The organism is Paenarthrobacter sp. YIM B13468 (genome assembly GCF_042788025.1).
Taxonomy (GTDB): domain Bacteria; phylum Actinomycetota; class Actinomycetes; order Actinomycetales; family Micrococcaceae; genus Arthrobacter; species Arthrobacter aromaticivorans.
In genome coordinates, this window is the sequence record NZ_JBHZPI010000003.1 from 183,031 (window position 1) to 202,233 (window position 19,203).

The 19,203-nt window shown below is 61.3% G+C and carries 14 protein-coding genes; 9 read left to right on the forward strand and 5 right to left on the reverse strand.

Features of this window, described 5'->3' with window-relative positions:
* Nucleotides 1–34 precede the first annotated feature (34 nt).
* The 3 genes from ACFX4T_RS04515 to ACFX4T_RS04525 are packed head-to-tail and all read right to left on the reverse strand — an operon-like array spanning nucleotide 35 to nucleotide 3,233.
* Nucleotides 35–1,009: a formylglycine-generating enzyme family protein gene (locus ACFX4T_RS04515; RefSeq protein ID WP_377650939.1), complete on the reverse strand. Its 975-nt coding sequence runs from the start codon at nucleotides 1,007–1,009 to the stop codon at nucleotides 35–37.
* The gene (locus ACFX4T_RS04520) at nucleotides 1,006–1,668 is read right to left on the reverse strand and encodes a PadR family transcriptional regulator (RefSeq protein ID WP_223949188.1); all 663 of its coding nucleotides are present in this window, start codon (nucleotides 1,666–1,668) and stop codon (nucleotides 1,006–1,008) included. The genes ACFX4T_RS04515 and ACFX4T_RS04520 overlap by 4 nt, the downstream gene beginning before the upstream one ends.
* Nucleotides 1,669–1,670: 2 nt before the next feature.
* Nucleotides 1,671–3,233 carry a sulfatase gene (locus ACFX4T_RS04525; RefSeq protein WP_377650940.1) on the reverse strand — a complete coding sequence of 521 codons (1,563 nt, stop codon included), beginning with the start codon at nucleotides 3,231–3,233 and terminating at the stop codon, nucleotides 1,671–1,673.
* 259 nt (nucleotides 3,234–3,492) lie between these two features.
* Here ACFX4T_RS04525 and ACFX4T_RS04530 point away from each other — a divergent pair, with 259 nt between their 5' ends.
* The 8 genes from ACFX4T_RS04530 (at nucleotide 3,493) to ACFX4T_RS04565 (ending at nucleotide 15,886) form a co-directional block, all read left to right on the forward strand.
* Nucleotides 3,493–5,031, forward strand: a complete 1,539-nt coding sequence (locus ACFX4T_RS04530; protein ID WP_377650941.1) for an ABC transporter substrate-binding protein — start codon at nucleotides 3,493–3,495, stop codon at nucleotides 5,029–5,031.
* A 60-nt stretch (nucleotides 5,032–5,091) separates the two neighbouring features.
* Complete coding sequence (locus ACFX4T_RS04535; protein ID WP_377650942.1) at nucleotides 5,092–6,033, forward strand: ABC transporter permease; 942 nt, start codon at nucleotides 5,092–5,094, stop codon at nucleotides 6,031–6,033.
* Nucleotides 6,030–7,865 carry a dipeptide/oligopeptide/nickel ABC transporter permease/ATP-binding protein gene (locus tag ACFX4T_RS04540; protein WP_377650943.1) on the forward strand — a complete coding sequence of 612 codons (1,836 nt, stop codon included), beginning with the start codon at nucleotides 6,030–6,032 and terminating at the stop codon, nucleotides 7,863–7,865. The genes ACFX4T_RS04535 and ACFX4T_RS04540 overlap by 4 nt, the downstream gene beginning before the upstream one ends.
* On the forward strand, nucleotides 7,862–8,698 hold the full coding sequence (locus tag ACFX4T_RS04545; RefSeq protein ID WP_223949193.1) for an ATP-binding cassette domain-containing protein: 837 nt from the start codon (nucleotides 7,862–7,864) through the stop codon (nucleotides 8,696–8,698). Before ACFX4T_RS04540 ends, ACFX4T_RS04545 begins: the two co-directional genes overlap by 4 nt.
* Before the next feature lie 79 nt (nucleotides 8,699–8,777).
* Nucleotides 8,778–10,154: a sulfatase gene (locus tag ACFX4T_RS04550; protein WP_377650944.1), complete on the forward strand. Its 1,377-nt coding sequence runs from the start codon at nucleotides 8,778–8,780 to the stop codon at nucleotides 10,152–10,154.
* On the forward strand, nucleotides 10,151–11,821 hold the full coding sequence (locus ACFX4T_RS04555; protein ID WP_377650945.1) for a sulfatase: 1,671 nt from the start codon (nucleotides 10,151–10,153) through the stop codon (nucleotides 11,819–11,821). Before ACFX4T_RS04550 ends, ACFX4T_RS04555 begins: the two co-directional genes overlap by 4 nt.
* 11 nt (nucleotides 11,822–11,832) lie before the next feature.
* Nucleotides 11,833–14,286, forward strand: a complete 2,454-nt coding sequence (locus ACFX4T_RS04560) for a beta-glucosidase (protein ID WP_377650946.1) — start codon at nucleotides 11,833–11,835, stop codon at nucleotides 14,284–14,286.
* Nucleotides 14,287–14,377: 91 nt separating this feature from the next.
* Nucleotides 14,378–15,886, forward strand: coding sequence for a sulfatase (locus tag ACFX4T_RS04565; protein ID WP_377650947.1), 1,509 nt, complete (start codon nucleotides 14,378–14,380; stop codon nucleotides 15,884–15,886).
* Between the two features lie 243 nt (nucleotides 15,887–16,129).
* Here ACFX4T_RS04565 and ACFX4T_RS04570 read toward each other — a convergent pair whose 3' ends face one another.
* Both ACFX4T_RS04570 and ACFX4T_RS04575 read right to left on the reverse strand, forming a co-directional pair.
* Entirely contained in the window at nucleotides 16,130–17,947 is a 1,818-nt protein-coding gene (locus ACFX4T_RS04570) for a DUF5671 domain-containing protein (protein ID WP_377650948.1), read from the reverse strand.
* The gene (locus ACFX4T_RS04575; RefSeq protein ID WP_377650949.1) at nucleotides 17,884–18,345 is read right to left on the reverse strand and encodes a hypothetical protein; all 462 of its coding nucleotides are present in this window, start codon (nucleotides 18,343–18,345) and stop codon (nucleotides 17,884–17,886) included. Before ACFX4T_RS04575 ends, ACFX4T_RS04570 begins: the two co-directional genes overlap by 64 nt.
* A 173-nt stretch (nucleotides 18,346–18,518) precedes the next feature.
* Here ACFX4T_RS04575 and ACFX4T_RS04580 point away from each other — a divergent pair, with 173 nt between their 5' ends.
* Nucleotides 18,519–19,187 carry a hypothetical protein gene (locus ACFX4T_RS04580; protein WP_377650950.1) on the forward strand — a complete coding sequence of 223 codons (669 nt, stop codon included), beginning with the start codon at nucleotides 18,519–18,521 and terminating at the stop codon, nucleotides 19,185–19,187.
* The last annotated feature ends 16 nt before the right edge of the window (nucleotides 19,188–19,203 follow it).

Here is a 19,203-nt window from a genome sequence, read left to right on the forward strand (position 1 = left end):
CCTGCCCGGCCCGATAACTCCCTGCCCGGGCAGGCTAGAGTGCCACCGTGCGGAACCCACAGTTGCCGCTTGAGGACTCGGGGGTGTTCGATGTGCGGGCTGCGACGCGGTACCTATTGCAGTAAGAGTCATGGCAGAGGTACGAACCCCCGCGCATAACTCGACCCGCTCCGATGGTAGGGCCTTTCGGGTTCTCTGCGGGGGAGTTGCGGTAGTACTTGGGGAGGAACCAGTCTGCGCACCATTCCCAGACGTTTCCGGCCACCTCAAAGAGGCCGTATCCGTTGGCTGGGAAGGACTTGACCGGGGCAGTACCGAGGTACCCGTCATCAGCGGTATTGATTGTGGGGAAGGTGCCCTGCCAAATATTGCACTGATGTTCCCCCTGCGGGGTGAGTTCGTTGCCCCACGCGTATCTTTTTCCTTGGAGTCCGCCTCGAGCGGCGTACTCCCATTCGGCCTCCGTTGGCAGGCGGCGTCCTGCCCACTGGCAGTAGGCGAGAGCGTCGTTGTGAGAGACATGGACCACCGGATGGTCGGCAACGTCTTCCCAACGTGAGTCCGGGCCGGTGGGATGGGCCCAGTCTGCTCCGCGGATGTTCAACCACCAGGGTGCCCCGGCAGCGACACCCAGAACGTCCTGCTTCCGTGCTGTCGAGAGGAGGTGGAACACTGCTGACGATCCGAACGTTTCGGCTTCTGTAGAAAAACCTGTGTCAGCAACGAAGGCCGCGAACTTTTCATTGGTGACAGCGGTGACGTCCATGACGAACGTGTCGAGGTGGACTTCATGAGCGGGTGATTCGCCGTCGTTTGGATACCCTTCCCCGAACCCATCGCCCATCATGTACGTTCCACTGGGGATATGGATTTCCTCGTGAGCGGGTTTTGCCGATCCGGTCGACACCGGTGCAGCGCGGACCGCCTGGGGAGCAGCAGAGTGGACACTGGCTGTGCAGCAGCTGTGGCCGGGATCCGGGACTGAGTTGGTAGTTGATAGTTGGATCATCTTGCCCTCTTCAGGTTCCGTTGCCGGATGATGGCCTCCAGCCGGATTTCCGTAGCCTCAAGCCAGGCCATCAGGCTGTTGACCATGTACAGGCCTCGTTCACTCTGGAGACGCAGTAACTCCTCACGCCAGTAACGTTCGTCCTCATCAAGGTCAGGACCGAAATCTTGTTCTGCCAGCTCCGTGGTGAACATGTGGTCCTGGCGGTGTTCGCGGCGAAACTGGAGCTCGGTACGAACGAGTTCCAAGGCCTTTTCCGGGCTGTCCGTTCCGGCGAAACGAAGCCTGACCTGAAAATCGGGGTCCAGGGGACGCAACGGCGGCTCGTAGGGTGAATCAATCCATTCCTGGAGCTTCCGGCGGCCCTCGTCCGTTAGCTGGTAGAGCTTGGCGTCGGGCCCGGAGTTGCGTGGGTCAGGGACGGGGAACGCCCATTCCCTGTCGACGAGCTTGCCCAACTGGCGGTAAATCTGTGACGTTTGCGCGCTGTAACCCACGTAGGCGCCATGCCGGTCAAGCCATTTACGGACGTCATAGCCGGTGCGCGCGCTGGTGCTCAGCAGGCTCAGAAGGATTACTTCGAGCCTGCCGAGTGAGGCTCCGGGTTCAACGCGGATCCCCTTGGGGGCCGCTTCCTTTTCGACGGTTACTCTTGCCACTTTTACTCCTGGGCCGTGATCAATGCAAAGCGCTTTCTCATCGCCTCTCGATCATCCTCGCTTATGGGCACCTGTGCATGCCATGAGACGTGTGTCGCTGCATTGCCCGGGTTCAATTGCTCCTCGAGATGTTTGGCGAGATGACCACGGCCAGTATTGCGAAGATGCTGGGCGTAATCTTTCGGCTGGTTATAGAGGGTGGGGCCAACCTGAAGCGATCCCTGCATAGGATCCGGCAGGGCTCCTGGTGTTCCGGCGTAGTGGCCAAGCCACTCCATGAGATTTGACCTCATGTGTGCGGCCAGAACGGGTTCGCTGGCAATGAGGTTGTTGGTCAGGTACGGATCCTCAGTCACGTTGAACAGCGATTCGAGTTCGGCCCTGAAACAGCCCGGGTGGTATGTGCGGATGTACAGGTGATCGCGAGTACGGACGGCACGCTGATACGTGTGGGCCCCATGGCCCCAGACAAGGTAGGGGCGTGACTCGATGGACTCGCCGCGGACGGCGGGTGCGTAAGTTTTACCTTGCCACTTTTCCGGTTGCTGCAACCCGAGCAAATCCAGGATGGTGGGTGCGTAATCGATGTTGTAGAGAAGGGCATCGTTGCGGCTGCCCGCTAGGCCGGGCTGGTCAGTCACACCTGGCCAATGAACGATCATCGGAAGCCGGTGAACTGGTTCGGAGGCAAGGCCGTGTTCGGCATAGAGACCGAGCTCGCCAAACGATTCCCCGTGGTCCGAGGAAACCACGATGGCGACGTCATTTGCCAGCCCCATGTCCTCAATCGCGCGGCGGAGCCTGCCGAACTCGGTATCCCAGAAGTGGATGGCTCCGTCGTAGCCGTTGATCAGGTGTTCAAAGTCGGCGCGGGTGCGGATTTCGTCCGGCATGTTGTGGGGGACCTTGGACTTCCTTGGACCCCCGGAGTAGTGCAGGTCCAGGGCGCTTCGAGCGCCGTAGATCTCAGCGTGGGAGTCAATGGCGTCCTGATCGGGCCATGAAGGAGCGGGACCTGACGCCGCAGCCTTGGCCGTCCAGGACTCGTCCTGGAGATAGTCCGTGTGGGGGTCCCAGTACGTGACGTGCAGGTACCAGTTCTCGACGTCCTGGTGCCTTTCGATCCACTCCAGCGCGGCGTCCGTGATCATGTCGGCTGGCTCGTCGCCCATATCGGCGGTGACCTGGACGTTCTCCCTGAAATTGCCCATGAAGTAGTAGGCCCTATGCCGTTCGGCGAAGGAAGACACAGCGGCACATGTGTAGCCAGCCATGTTCAACGCCTGCCCCAGCAGCGGGCGGTGGGGGTGTGGGGCGTGGCCGGCATCCAGACGGAACCGCGCGTCGTCTCCGAAGTGGCCTACAACGCCGTTCGTGATTCCGTGCTGGCCGCTCGTTAGCGCTGTTCGGGAGGGAAGACAGGGTGAGTCCGAACAGTAGTAGCGGTCAAAAATGACGCTGTTCCGAGCCATCTCATCCAGGTTGGGGGTGATGTTCCTGGCATACCCGTAAGCGCCGGTATGGTCCGGGCGAAGTGAATCAACGTCCACATAAATGATCTTCATCGATCCATTCCTGTCTCCGGGGATATCCCGGGGCGTTCATTTGAGGCCATGGCCGGCCGATGGCTTAGTTATATCACTAGTGGAATTGCCTTGGCCAGAGATTTACCAGCTTCACTTCGCCGAGAACTATTTCACAAGTTATATAGATTGGGTCTTGTGTTGTGCTTCACAATCTGCCATTCTCGACTTACTGCTCAGTGATGAGCGGCAGGTACTGCGGCGAGACACAGCTGGGTGCCTCCAAAGCTGAAAGGACGTAATGATGCGTTTTCAAAAGGCCGCTGTTGCAGCCGTGATTGCGGCCGGCCTTGCGCTGGCCGGTTGCGGCGGAGGCGGAGGCGGCAACACAGGTGGCGCGGCAAAAACCGCGCCCAGCCTTGTCCTCGGCAACATAATTCCGCCGCAGACGTTCGAGGCGCGGAACCTTAACTGGGGTAACCAGTCGATCTACTTCCAGGCCGTCTATGACAGCCTGCTGAAGCCTTCACCGAACGGCAAAGACGTTGAGGCGAACCTGGCCACACAATGGGAGTACAACGCAGACAAGACTGTCCTGACGATGAAACTCCGGGAAGATGTCACCTTCACCGACGGAACTCCCTTCACGGCCGAGGTTGCCGCTCAGAATCTCCTGCGGTTCCGTGACGGCACCTCTCCACAGCGCAGCAAGGTCGTTGACATGGTCAACGCCGCTGCGAAGGACAAGAACACGCTGGAGATCACGCTCAAGCAGGCCAATCCTGCCTTCTTGATCTATCTGGCACAGGCCGCGGGCATGCAGGAAAGCCCCGCAGCTTTCAGTAAGCCCGACGTCCAGACCAACCCTGTTGGTTCCGGACCATACACCCTGAACACCGGGTCAACGGTGGTCGGTACGTCGTACAAGTTCGACAAGAACCCCAAGTACTGGAACGCGGACGCCGTCAAGTATGACTCACTGACCATTAACGTCTACAACGACGCCACGTCACTGCTGAACGCCCTGCGCGGCAAGCAGTTGGATGCGTCGGCCATCAACGACGTGAGCATCATCCCCCAGGTTAAGGCCGCCGGCTTCACTGACAACGGCAGTTCCTTGAACTTCGCTGGCCTGATGCTGTTCGACCGTGCGGGCCAAAGCAACCCCGCGCTGGGGAAAGTCGAAGTGCGCCAGGCAATCAACTACGCCGTGGATCGGGACGCTTTCCTGAAGGCGGTCGGCCTGGGCTTCGGAGAGGTGACCGGCCAAGTCTTCCGGGAAGACTCGCCGGCCTACGACAAGTCATTGAACGATAAGTACAAGTTCGACCCGGCCAAGGCCAAGGATCTGCTTGCGAAGGCTGGCTATCCCAATGGCTTTGAACTCACCATCCCCACCGCACCGGGATTCCCCAAGCAGATGTGGCCCCTCTTGCAGCAGCAGCTCAGCGATGTCGGCATCAAGGTCTCCTACGTGGACGTCGGACAGAACATCATCCCGGACCTCCAAAGCAAGAAGTACGGCGTCTCCTACTTCACCCTGCAACGGGACGCCAACGAATGGCAGCTCATCAGCAACCTCCTTGCACCCACGGCGACCTGGAACACCTTCAAGTATCAAGACCCGAAGGTCGATGCCCTCATCGGCAAGATCCGCACGGCCGAAGGCGCCGACCGGGACGCTGCACTGAAGGAACTGAACCAGTACGTCGTGGACCAGGCGTGGTTTGCCCCCTGGTACACGCCGACGAACTTCTTCGTCACTAACGCAAAGACGAAGGTGGAGCTCAACCAGGGGAACGCCTGGCCCAACCTTTGGAACATTACGCCCAAAGCCTAGGACCTATGCCGGGGGTTCCCACGGGCCCCGGCACCCCATTTACCGAAAGACAAACCAGTCATGATTGCATTCATAGTGAGAAGGCTACTCACCGGCTTAGTACTGCTGGCGGCCATCACCACCTTCGGTTTCACGCTTCTCTACCTTGGTGGCGGCGACATCGCCAGGAAAATACTCGGCGAATCGGCCGACGCGCAGACTGTTGCTCAAAAGTCCCACGAATTGGGCCTCGACCGACCCGTCTTGGCCCAGTACGGCGACTGGGTGGCCCACGCCTTTTCGGGAGACTTTGGCTCGTCATGGTTCACTGGCCAGACGGTCTCGGCCGCCATTTTCTCCCGCCTCTCCGTTACTTTGTCCTTGGTCATCGGGACCGTTCTTGTAGTCGCAGTCGTCTCAGTTGTTCTAGGCGTGCTGGCTGCAACGAAGCGCGGCTGGATAGATAAAGTCGCCCAGCTTCTTGCCATCCTCGGCCACGCGATCCCTGGATTCCTCTTCGCCGTCGGCCTCGTGTTGTTCTTTGCACTAACCCTGGGTTGGTTCGATCCCACGGGTTACGTTCCCTTCACAGAGGACCCAACGGGGTGGTTGAAGACCGTGACTCTTCCGGTGATCGCGCTGGCCCTGGGCGGCATCGCCAACGTCACCCAGCAGATCCGCGGTGCCGTCATCGATGCACTGCGCAACGACTACGTCCGCACCCTGCGGAGCCGTGGAATTCCAGAACGCCGTGTCATCCTCAAACACGTTTTGCGGAACGCCGCTGGTCCGGCCCTCGCGGTCTTGGCCGTCATCTTCGTCGGTCTGCTCGGCGGTGCGGTCATCGTCGAACAGGTGTTTGCGATCCCCGGACTGGGACAAGTGGCAGTCCAGGCCACCACCCAAGGTGACATCCCACTGGTCATGGGCCTGCTCGTCGCGACAGGCGTCATCGTCATCGTTTTCAATCTCCTGGTCGACCTGGCCCAGGGTTGGCTCAACCCGAAAGTGCGTCTGTCATGATTTCTCCTGCACACACCACCGACCCCGAGATCGTTGTCGCCCCCCGCGACGCGTCAAAGGTCTCCCTTTTCCGCCGCGTCCTGCGCAACCCTCTGGCCGTCGCCTCCATGGGTTTCCTGGCGATTGCCGTCATCACGGCACTGTTCGCGCACTTCCTCGCCCCGCACGATCCGAACACGGCCGTGATCCAGAACGTCCTGGCTCCTCCCAACAGCGAGAACCTGCTGGGAGCGGACGGCGCAGGCCGGGACGTGCTGTCCAGGCTCATCTTCGGTGCACAGTTCAGCCTCGCCGGAGCACTGGTGGCGCTGCTTACCTCCATGATCATCGGTGTAAGCGGGGGCTTGCTCGCAGGCTACTTCGGAAAATGGATCGACACTGCCTGGACATGGGTGATCTCCCTGATGATGGCGTTGCCGACCATCATTGTCCTCCTGGCGGCCCGCGCCGTCGTGGGGCCCTCACTTTGGCTCTCAATGCTGATCTTCGGCGTCATGCTCTCTCCGGCGTTCTTCAGGCTCGTCTACGCCTCTGTTACAGCTGTACGGAACGAACTTTACGTCGACGCCGCACGCGTCTCGGGCCTCGGCGACGGACGCATTATTGCAGTCCATATCCTCTCCGTCGTCCGCGCCCCAATTGTTATCCAGTCGGCCATCGTTGGCGGCATCGCCCTGGCCGTCCAGTCCGGCCTCGAGTTCCTGGGCCTGGGGGACATCAACGTTCCCACCTGGGGTTCGATGCTCAGCGATGGTTTCACCAACCTCTACACCTCTCCCATGCTCATTCTGTGGCCGGCCCTCGCCATCGGATTGACGCTCATCTCGCTCACTTTGCTGGCCAACAGCCTCAGGGACGAGCTGGAGCGCTCCAACGCACCCCGCAAGCAACGCCGCAAGGCGAAGGCGCCGGCCGCGACGGAGGCTGAGGCGCCGTCGGAAATCATCCGGCACGAAGAATCGGGTGCGCCAGACGGAGAAGTGGTCCTGGAAGTGACCAACTTGTCCGTCGGTTATCCCAGCCCCGACGGCGGGTTGAAGAAGGTGGTCCACGATGTTTCCCTCACGGTCCACAGGGGAGAAGTCCACGGGCTGGTCGGGGAATCCGGATCAGGTAAAACCCAGACGGCCTGGTCTATCCTCCGGTTACTGCCTGAAGGCGGCAAAATCGTGGGTGGCTCGATCCACTTCCAGGGCAGGGACCTTGCGAAGGTATCCGAAAGGGATATGCAAAAGATCCGGGGTCGAAGCATCGCCTACATCCCGCAGGAACCAATGTCCAACCTGGACCCCTCCTTCACAATCGGCAGCCAACTCGTCGAGCCGATGCAAATCCAGCTCGGAATATCCGCCAAGGAAGCAAGGGAACGAGCCCTGAGCCTGTTGGCTAGGGTGGGGATTCCCCATCCCGAGCGAACATTTGCCGCCTATCCGCACGAAGTCTCCGGTGGTATGGCCCAGCGCGTCCTGATCGCCGGAGCCATCTCCTGCAACCCTGACTTGCTGATTGCCGACGAACCCACAACTGCCCTGGATGTAACAGTCCAAGCCGAAGTCCTGGACCTCCTCCGGGACCTGCAGAAAGAGTTCCGTATGGCCGTTGTCCTTGTCACGCACAACTTTGGCGTGGTCGCCGACCTCTGTGACCGGGTGTCCGTCATGCGGCTCGGGCGAATCGTTGAAACCGGGCCCACAGCGCCGATCTTCGAAAGCCCCCGCCACCCCTACACCCAAGAGCTACTGGGTGCCATCCTCAGCGAGGCCGAACCCCGAGGCCCGCTCGTAACTGCCGGCAACTCTGCCAGCCCGTCCCCGAAGGGAGCAGTCCGATGAGTGAGTTGCTGCTTGACGTCCAAAACGTCACCGTCGAATACCCCGGCCATGGCTTCCGCGGCAATCCTTTCCGGGCGCTGCACAGCGTCTCCGTCGACGTCCACCGAGGCGAATGCGTTGGCCTGGTAGGGGAGTCAGGATCGGGCAAAACAACGCTTGGCAGGGCAGTCCTCGGCCTGGCCCCCGTCACCGACGGGCAGGTGCTCTTTCGCGGCGAGGACATTGCCCACGCAAGCCGTACGGACCGCCGTCGACTGGCGAGTGACATTCAGGTGGTTTTCCAGGACCCCTACACATCACTGAATCCGTCCTTGACCGTGGAACAAATCCTCTCCGAGCCGCTCGACGTCCGCAAAGTTCCCCGTTCTGAATCATCCAAGCGCATCAAGGACCTCTTCGACATGGTCCGCCTGCCGGCTGACGCAGGCAACAGGCTTCCCCGGGAATTCTCGGGAGGGCAGCGCCAGCGGATCGCGATCGCCCGTGCCTTGGCCCTGCAACCCGCGCTGATTGTGTGTGACGAGCCGGTCTCGGCTTTGGACCTCTCCACCCAGGCGCGGGTCCTGGAGCTCTTCAAGGATATTCAGGAGCAAACCCAGGTGGCATACCTCTTTGTCTCGCACGACCTCGAGGTGGTGCGGCACATCAGCCACCGCGTAGCAGTTATGTACCGGGGTGAAATCGTCGAATTCGGCGACGGCGACCAAGTCACCAGCCGCCCACAGCACCCGTACACACAACGTCTGTTCTTCGCGGCACCCGTGGCGGATCCGAAAGCCCAGGCACGCCGCCGGGAGGAGCGCCGACAATTGCTCGCCGCTCAGAATGCCTAACAACGCCTCAGACGCTATCGACCACCCGCACTCCGGCACCGACTAACTGCCATCTCTCGTACGAAGGAGAGGAAAACCAATGACCAACATCCTGCTGATCACGGCTGATGACATGGATGGCAACACGCCGGGTTCCTTCGGAGGCCCCAAGGACGCCACCCCTAACCTTGACCGATTGGCCGCCGGTGGAATGGTCTTTAACCGCGCCCATGTCCCAGCGGCCGTCTGCCAACCCAGCCGGTCCGCCCTCATGACCGGGCTGTGGCCCCACCGTAACGGGGCCGAAGGATTCGAACCCATCCGCGAGGGCATCGGCGTCATCAACGACCACCTAAAACAGGCAGCCTACAAGGTGGGGATCCTAGGCAAAGTGGGCCACATCCAGCCGGTGGAGCGCTTCGGCTGGGACATGGCCGCAGACATGCGCCAGTTAGGGCTAGGGCGGAACCCGGAAGCCTACGGCAGCCTGGCCGAAGACTTCATCGCCAACGCATCGCATGAAGGCCGCCCCTGGTTCCTCATGGCCAATGCCCACGATCCCCACCGGCCATTCCACGGCAGCATGGCTGAGCGGGAACTCTGGAGCGAAGCGGAACGGAACGAATATCCGGAGCCTTCAAAGGTCTTCGTCGCAGATGACGTTGAAGTCCCTGGATTCCTTCCCGACCTACCCGATGTCCGGCAGGAATACGCAGAGTACCTGAGCTCCTCCCGCAGGTGCGATGACGTCGTCGGAGCAGTGCTTGCTGCCCTCGACAGAACCGGAGCGGCAGAGGAGACTCTGGTGATCTTTATGTCGGACAACGGCATGGCCTTCCCGTTTGCGAAAGCGAACTGCTACCTCCGCAGCACGCTGACCCCGCTCATCGTCCGATGGCCTGGCGTGACCGCTCCGGGCAGCAGTAACGACGACGACTTCATCAGCATGCTCGATCTCTTCCCTACTTTCTGTGATGCCGCTGGTGTCGCCATACCGGATGGCATCGACGGCGTATCGATCACCCCGCTTCTGACAGGGGCAACGGAACAAGGACGGAATGAAGTCTTCAGTGTGTTCCACGAGACCTCGGCAAAGCAGCGCTTTGAGATGCGGTGCGTTCAGGACCTGCAGTATGGCTATATCTGGAACGGATGGGCTGATGGCAACACCGAATACCGCGCGGAGAACATGTGGGGTCTGACCTGGCCGGCGATGGTGGAGGCTGCCCCGACCAACGAGGCCATCCGGCAGCGCGCTGACTTCTACCTCACCCGTGCCCGTGAAGAACTGTATGACCTCTCTACCGATCCGGACTGCCTGACGAATCTGGTGGATAGCTCTGACCTCGCGCCGGTACTTGCCCGGAAAAGGAACAGTCTTTCGCGCTGGATGAGGAGCACGGGAGATCCGATGCTCGGGGAGTTTCAGTCTGGTATCGGACAACCAAACGAACACGCTGGAGTCCACACCCCATGAGCCTGCCCAATGTTGTGTGGATCTCGACGCACGACATCAACCCCGATCTTGGTTGCTACTCAGGCATCTGGCCCGGCGCCGAATATGCGCTTACGCCAAACTTGGACCGCTTGGCGGCCGAGGGCGCCCGGTTCGATCTGGCGTTTGCGTCCGCACCTGTGTGCGCACCGGCGCGGTCGGCAATTCTGACCGGCTGCCATCCGGCTGCCATCGGTACCATGCACATGCGCACTAAGGCCGTCCCGCCGCCGGAGGTAGGGCTGCTGCCCGAATACTTCCGACGTGCCGGCTACTACTGCACCAACAACTCCTTCACGGACTTCCAAGTGGACGTTCCGCCCATAGTTTTCGATGAGTGCAGCCCGACAGCACACTGGCGAAACCGCCCAGGAGCGGACACCCCCTTTTTCGCGATGTTCCATGGCATGACCACCCACGAGTCGCAGATCTACCTTGATGAGGAGTCCTTTGAACAGGCCACTCCAAACGTTGCAGCGCAGAGGCGGCACCAGACGGCGACGGCACCACTCCCGCCCTACTATCCCGACACTGAAGTGTTCCGGCGGGCCTGGGCACGCTACGCGGACCTGATCACGGAAATGGACCAGTGGGCTGGGAACATCCTCGGCCAGCTGGAGGAAGACGGACTGACTGGGAACACCATCGTGGTCTTCTGGAGCGACCACGGCAAAGGAATGCCGAGGGCGAAACGCTGGGCGACAGAAGCCGGCCTACGCGTGCCCCTGCTGCTGCGCTGGCCGGAAGTCATCCACCCCGGCACCGTCCGAACGGACCTCGTCCACACCATGGACCTGGCACCGACAATGCTCCAAGCAGCAGGTCTGGACGTTCCCGCCCACATGCACGGCAAGCCCCTCCTAGAACCGGATGGCAGCTTCAAGGACCGTCCCAACGACCACATATTCGGGGGACGGGATCGCATGGACGAATCAGAAGACACATCCCGGACCGTCCGTGACAGCCAATACCGTTACGTACGGAACTTCCATCCTGACCGCTCACCCATGCCCCATATCGACTACCCCGACCACACTGCTACCTGGTCAGAACTCCGTCGCCTACGGGGCGAAGAAGCACGCCAGTTGGCATGCGGCGAACACCCCAGCCTCCTCAGCGACCTTCAGCGGAGCCTCGTCGCTGCCTCGAAGCCCGCTGAGGAACTCTACGACCTCAAGCATGACCCCCACGAAGCCCGCAACCTCGCACACGAACCCCGGCAGGCCGAAACCCTGCACCGGCTGAGGGCCGCGCTCCAAGCCTGGCAGAACGATATTCACGACCTGGGGATGATGCCGGAACAGCAGTTGCTGGACAGCTGGCGTCCTCATGGCCAGGCCCCTGTAACCGCGGCTCCCACGCTGTCAGTTACCGCCGAAGGCGTAGCGGCGAACTGCGCTACCCCGGGTGCGTCGATCGGGTGGACCTCATTACCAAAGCAGGCAGAAGTTCCCCGGAGGCTCATGGACCGGGTAACCGGCAGCCCAGCCGAGGACGGCCGGATATGGAATCTCTACACCGCCCCTGTGGTCCCCAACGAAGGCACGTCCCTGCGCTTCAAGGCCTGGCGTCTTGGCTTTGCGCCCAGTGACGAAAGCACCGCCGAGGCGACCATGGCCGGTCTCAGGACAGGCACCAAGCACCAATGAAAGAAGGAACGATGAAAACCCTCAGCGTAGACCGGCGCTTGGACTCCTTGGTCCAGGAGCTGTCCCTGGAGGAAAAAGTTCAGTTACTGACAGGTCGTGACTTCTGGACGACCATGCCGGTGGAAAAAATCGGGCTGCGCTCCATGGTGATGTCCGATGGCCCAAGCGGGGTCCGCGGCGAGATGTGGGACGAACGCCGGCCATCCATGAATTTCCCGTCGGCGACGGCCATCAGCTCGTCGTGGGATCCCGGCATTGCGGACCGGCTCGGTGCTGCCTCTGCCGTCGAGGCCCGCCGGAAAGGAGTGGATGTCGTCCTTGGCCCGACCATTAACCTGCACCGCTCCCCGCTGGGCGGCCGGCACTTTGAAGCCTTCAGTGAGGACCCCGTGCTCACGGGAGAACTGGCTGCCGCATACGTCAACGGCCTGCAGCGCAACGGCGTCGCCGCCACGCCGAAGCATTACGTCGCCAATGACTCTGAAACTGACCGATTTACCGTCGATGTGCAGGTCGATGAGCGGCCGCTGCGGGAGCTTTACCTTTTGGCGTTCGAAAAGGCCATCGTGGAGTCGCGGGCATGGTTGGTCATGAGCGCGTACAACTCGATCAATGGCACGACTGCTACCGAGAACGACCTGTTGGAGACCCCGTTGAACAGCGAATGGGGATTTGACGGTGTGGTCATTAGCGACTGGACGGCCGTGCGTAGCATCGATTCCGCTAAAGCATCCCAGGATCTGGTCATGCCAGGCCCCGACGGACCTTGGGGGGAAGCGCTCGTGGCTGCGGTCAGGACCGGAGATGTTTCGGAGGCAACTGTCGATCGGAAGGTGCTGCGAATCCTCCAGCTCGCTGCGCGAGTGGGGGCCCTGGAAGGTTTCGAGCCGGTGCAGGCAGAACCGGTGGATAGAGAGGACCTGGTGGCGTTCATCCGGGAAGCCTCCTCGGCGGGAACTGTCATGGTAAAGAACGACGGCGTGCTGCCGCTGGACAGTGCCGTGACGGGAAAAGTGGCCGTAATCGGGCACAACGCCAAATTCGCCAGGACACAGGGCGGCGGGTCCGCGACTGTCCTGCCGGAGAAGATCGTCTCCCCGCTGGAGGGGATCCAAGCCGCCTTCGGGACGGAGAACGTCACTTACAGCTTTGGCGCCATCGTGCAGGAAGGTGTCGCCGAGCTACCCTTGGCCCAGCTGATCAATCCTGTCACCCGTGAACCAGGACTGCGGGTCTCCTTCCTCGACGGCGCCGGTGGTGAGCTGTTCACGGAGGACCGCCGCTCCACGGCTCTCGTGTGGTTCGGTGGCGACGCACCGGTACGGGACTCTTCAACCGTGCGGCTGCACACTGTCTATACCCCGGACGAAACAGGCACCATCCGTCTCGGCGCAGCCACTGTCGGACGTACACGGCTCTACGTCAACGACGCGCTGCTTCATGAATCTGTCATTGAGATGGACGGCAAAGATATCGCCGAGTCCTTCCTCGCCCCGCCCTCCTCAACCGTTGAGGTCCCCGTCAGCGCCGGTGTTCCCATGGATATCCGCGTGGAACTGGACACCGCAGGCCGGACCGGTCCGTTGGAGAACGCCCTCAGCGTCACGCTCGGCACGGAACCCGCTGACACCGACTCTGAGGTGCTCATCATCGAAGCGGCCAGGGCCGCGCGGGAGGCCGACGTCGCCGTCGTTGTGGTCGGGACCAACTCGCGAGTCGAGTCTGAAGGCTACGACCGCACAACTCTGGATCTTCCCGGGCTACAGGACCGCCTGGTGCATGCCATCGCCGCAGCGAACCCGCGCACAATTGTGATTGTCAACGCAGGCTCGCCAGTCGTCATGCCTTGGCGACACGAGGTTGCCGCGATCCTGATCGGCTACTTCGGCGGCCAGGAATTCGGCAATGCCCTTACCGATATCCTCATCGGAACCACGGAACCGGGCGGGCGCCTGCCCACCACCTGGCCGGCGACTCAAGGGCCGGTCCCTGTCCTGAACACAACCCCCGACGCCGACGGCAAGCTCCGTTATGCAGAAGGAATTCACATCGGCTACCGTGCCTGGCTCAAAACCGGCGCCACCCCCGCTTACGAATTTGGATACGGCCTCGGCTACACCACCTGGAGCCTCGATACGTTCGACGCCCCGGCACAAGCAGCAGCGGGTATGGTCCTGCCACTGACCGTAACCCTGACCAACACCGGAAACCGAGCCGGCAAGAACGTGGTCCAGATCTACGCCGAAAAGCCGGATTCCGCCGTCGAACGTCCCGTGCGTTGGCTTGTCGCTTCAGCGCCCGTTTGGGCAGGCCCCGGCGAAACGGTGACCGCGACTATCGAGGTCCCAACCCGACTGCTCGCGTACTGGGACGAGGGGTGGACCTACGAAAGCGGTGAATACGCCCTGCGCCTCGGCACCTCGGTGACCGACCTCCGCATCACCAAGAAGGTTCAGCTCAACTGAACCCGATCTGCTCCGGCAACACTGACTAAGCGAATTACCGCCCGCACATTAAAGGGTGGACCGAACACCCAAGAACTTTAGAAAGGGAGAGATGTCCAATACCAACATCATCTTCATCATGTCCGATGACCACGCCGCCCACGCGATTTCTGCGTACGGCAGCCAGGTGAACACGACTCCGCATCTGGATCGCATCGCCGAAGGCGGCATGCGCTTTGATGCTGTCTACTGCACAAACTCAATCTGCAGCCCCTCGCGTGCCTCAATCCTCACCGGAACTTACAGCCACATCAACGGCGTATCGTCCATCTGGACGGAGATGGACTACCGCGTGCCTACTTTCGTGGACGTCCTTCATGCGCAGGGTTACAAGACCGCCCTCTTTGGAAAGTGGCACCTTGGAGAGCAAGGCGAGGCTCTGCCGCGGGGGTTCGACGAGTGGAAGATCTTTCCCGGGCAGGGTGACTACCTCGACCCCGAGATGATCGACCCCAGCGGGAGCACCACCGTGCCCGGCTATGCGACGGACATCGTTACGGACTTGTCCATAGACTGGTTGAACAAGCTGACGGGCGAGGAACCGTTCTGCATGCTGGTGCACCACAAGGCACCCCACCGCCCGTGGATTCCCGACGAGAAGCACAAGCATCTCTATGCTGACGGGCAGATCCCTGAACCGGAAACGTTTTTCGACGACTACGCCACGCGCAGCCAGGCCGTGCGAAATGTCCACATGACTATTGCCGACGATATGGGCGCCGACGACCTTAAGACTGAAGTTCCCGAAGAACTGCGCGGACCGGAAAACCGGGAAGCGCGGATGCGGTGGAAGTACCAAATCTACATGCGCGATTACCTGCAGTGCATCCAATCCATCGACGACAACGTAGGTAGGCTCCTGGACTACCTCGACGAACGCGGCCTCTCTGAGAACACACTCGTCGTGTACACATCGGACCAAGGGTTCTTCCTCGGCGACCACGGCTGGTTCGACAAACGCCTCATGTTCGACCAGTCGCTGCAAATGCCGTTGTTGATGAAATGGCCGGCCGAAATTGCACCTGGCAGCCGCTGCGAAGCCATCATCACAAATGTCGATTTCGCTGCCACCTTCTTGGATATTGCTGGCATCAAGGCAGAGGGCGCGCTTCCCACATCGCAAGGCCGCAGCTTCCGCCCCCTTCTCAGGGGAGAAGAGATCGATGACTGGCCCGACGCCGCGTACTACCGTTATTGGGAACACGATGACCCGATCCATGCAGCCCCCGGACACTACGGCATACGCACAGCGGACTACAAGCTCATCCACTACTACAATGACGGGCTCGACGTGCCCGGTGCCTCGCAACGCGTATTCGAAGCAGAGTGGGAACTCTACGACCTCCATAACGATCCCACCGAAGTTCGAAATGTGGCTGATGACCCCGCATACGCGCTCATTCGGACCGAACTCGAACAAAAACTGGCCGAATATCAGCGCCACTACCGGGACGAACCCTACGCTGGGCCCGGCACGCCGCACCCTGAATGGGGCCCTCACGACGAAACCACCCTCGAACGCGTCGAAACATACGTCCAAGCACTCCGAGCCTCCAGCTAAGAACGTGCACGACAGTGAGCACCGTTCTGAACCCGCCGTACAACCCACGGACTCATTCTCAACCGTTCTTGCCGCCCTTCGATGGATCGCCTCACTTTTCGAATGCAGCCGGCAGGAACGCGCGCTCAGAGTCCTTTCAATGATCCTGCCGCCCGAGAACGACCCGGACGGTGGGAAGAAACATCACGACCCGAATTGAGATCTCCAAGCCACCCAACGGAGAAAAACCATGATTGGAAAATGCTAGTCCCGTGCGTCCGTTCCTGGATGCGCGGGACCCAGCGTTCTTATGTGGCCAGCATTTGTACCGCCGGCTTCCAGAGGAATAACTTCGATGCAGGTGCTCGAACCGCCATGCGGGCCGATAATCAGCAGAACGTGCTCGGCGGCGACGCCCGACAACGCCTCCGTTGCACTCTTGATCAGAGTCTCTATTCCCGGGGTGGGGTCGCGGGTGGGTAGAGTATCCGTGTCGACGTCGGCCCGCTTCCATGGAATGACTTTGGCGCCAGTCGCCTCAACGATAGCTCGAGACAACTGTTCCGCGTGAGCGCCGGTCACCAGAGTGACCCGGCGGATGGCCACCCTTTTGGCGGGGGACACTGCACCTAAGAGGGTCCGCTCGCGCCGCCACAGGGCAAAGTGATAGGCGGCAGCCACGCCCGCAGCTACCAGCACGCCGAGCGAGGCACGGACTCGGTCCACGAAGCTCCCTTCGGTCACGTCGCGCAGGAAATATTCGAAAAGCCGGTAACCGATGACCAGGAGGGCTATTAGCGCCACAACGGCGCTGATGCCAAAGAACACTATGAGGTAGACGCGCCGCCCAGGAGGAATGGCGTCTCCGGTTTGCGGCGGCCGCGTCGGTTTCCATGCCAGCCACCAGACAGGGCCTCCCACGATCAGGGAACTGATACCTCCCAACAGCAGGGTCCGTGTGCCACCCCCCGCAAGCGGCGAAACCGTCATAGCAAGTGTTGCGTTGACAATCACGCCCACGCCTGAGGCAGCAGCTGCCAGGGCAACCCCCGAGGTCACCAATTGGCTTGCCCGCCTGGTCGCGACAGAACGATGAGCTCCGCTGAGTCGATGATAGCGCCACACCAATGCGCCGATGGCGAAAGAGGCGATAGCCAAACCCAAGGGAGCCAGCAGTTCATTTGTGGGATCACCCGCGTCGAAAGCCAGTCGCAGTAGAACCAACAGGACGACGCCGGCACCTCCGAGGGCGGTGACCCCCGCAGCGAAGACCCCGACGCTGATTAGTGCTACATCCACGAGTCGTGTCTGCAGCTTGCGTCCGCCACCCTTGATCCAGTGCCACCACCACACAGTACTTCCGCCAATGGCCCAAATCAGCGCTCGGACTATCGGCACCCACCAATGTTCCGCAGCAGGGGTCAGACTGGTGAAGCCGCGAAGGGCGACATCGAGCAAGCCGCCGAGCGCAGCGACGGCGGCACCGGCGCCCAGGAGCAGCCCAAAGACCCATCCGATGACAGCCGGAACATCGTCGAGATTCACAGGGTGTTTAACTGGGTGGCGCCACATCCACCGGTGCCAGGTCCAGATCGCTGCCCACACCAGGGCGGTGGCCAGTGGCGAAGACCAGTTCGAATCACGCCCTCCGACGAAGGATGCCGCCATCGCCAGAACCGATGTAGTGAACAGGATAAGCGAAGCTGTGTACATTCCGGCCAGGTAAAGGCCCCACCCCACAGCGGCTCGCTCCGCTTCGTCGTCGAGCCTTTTCCACACAAACCACCAGAGGAGCGCCGCGAGCGGTCCGCCGATGAGAGTGAAGGCAAGGGCTCGGGCGAGTTCGGCGACATCGCTGCTAACCAGCGTGGTGCCGGCGTTGAAGAGTCGCCCCAACAGGCCTGTGAGGCCAATGGCTGCGATCACCACCAGGGCGAACAACAGCACGTAGAGGATCAGACGGCGCAGGATGACTTGTGCCGACGCCACCGACGAAACCGTCGCCGCCCCGGGGGAGCTCATCGCTTCACCGGCGACGAAACGCAGGATAAGAGCTGCGAGGGGGCCTTGTCCACCAGCCATCTGCCATCGGCCTTCACCAGGGAGAACCTGTCCTCCGTCTCATAGTCGGAACCAAAGAGTCCGTCCTGGGAAGAATAGACGATCGAGACCCTCACCGTTGCCGATTCAGTTCGCTCATTCGTCGAAATCAGGACAACCCGGGAGGGCGGCGGTCCGCCCTGGATAAAGCCGTTGCAAAACGATCGGGCGGATTCCGTGAGGTAGGAATCGGCGGTGCCCGGGTCGCCTTGAATGACGGCAGTGCTGTAACGCTGCACCACACCGGCCGGGGTGGCTTCGCTTAATGCTTCGGGCTCCCCGCGGGTGAAGATCACAGCTATTGCTACGATCACCAACAACGCGACGGCGGATACGATGACAATGATGACCTTATCGGGCTTTCCCGCCGCAGCGTTCATGCGGCCAGTATGGCTCATTCGCCTCGCTGAGACGATGACTCTTGGCCGTTTGTTGGGCTCCGAACCCGGGTCTACGTCAGCACGGACTAAAGTCCCTGTCCAGGAGGAAGGCACCGACGTAGCTTGATATAGGGCTCCTGAAGATTTGGAGCCCCGCATCCACAAGGGGCATCATGGCAAAGCTCGGCTATTCGGTAATTGGCGTTCTCGGGATCTCCACTCTGCTCACGCTCACGGGCTGTTTCGGCCCACCGGCTCAGGCCCCTACGAATACTTCCGCCGCTCCGACGACATCAGCGAGCCCCACCGCCTCAACAAGCAAAACGGCGAGCCCGACCCCGACCGCAACGATTTCCACACCTGCCGCTTCGCCGTCGTCTGCGCCGGCAGGACCCCCTGCAACGGCGGAACCCACTACTCCTGCGTTCCCGGAGCAGGTTGGCCCACTCACCGTTTACTACGTCGCTGTTGGTGACAATGGCGTCTCTGGATCCCCGATCGGTTGCGGCGACAGCATCGTCGCCACAACCACGGCCCCGGTCCGCTTCACTGACCAAGTTGGGCCCAGCGTCGGGACTCTACTCGCGAACAAGAGCCGCGACGTCGGCCTGTCCGGGCTCATGAACGCCCTATACCAGTCGGACCTCACCTATGCTGGCGGTGAGCTGAGCGGCAGCACCATCACCATCTGGCTCACTGGGCAGTTCATGCTGGCCGGTGTGTGTGATATCCCGCGGGTCAAGGCACAGCTGGAGTACACGGCCATGGCCGCATCCGGGGCCACGAGCGCCCGGGTGTTAGTCAACGGCCGACCCATCGAAGAGGTGCTCAGCCTCAAGTAGGGCAAGCCACCGCAGC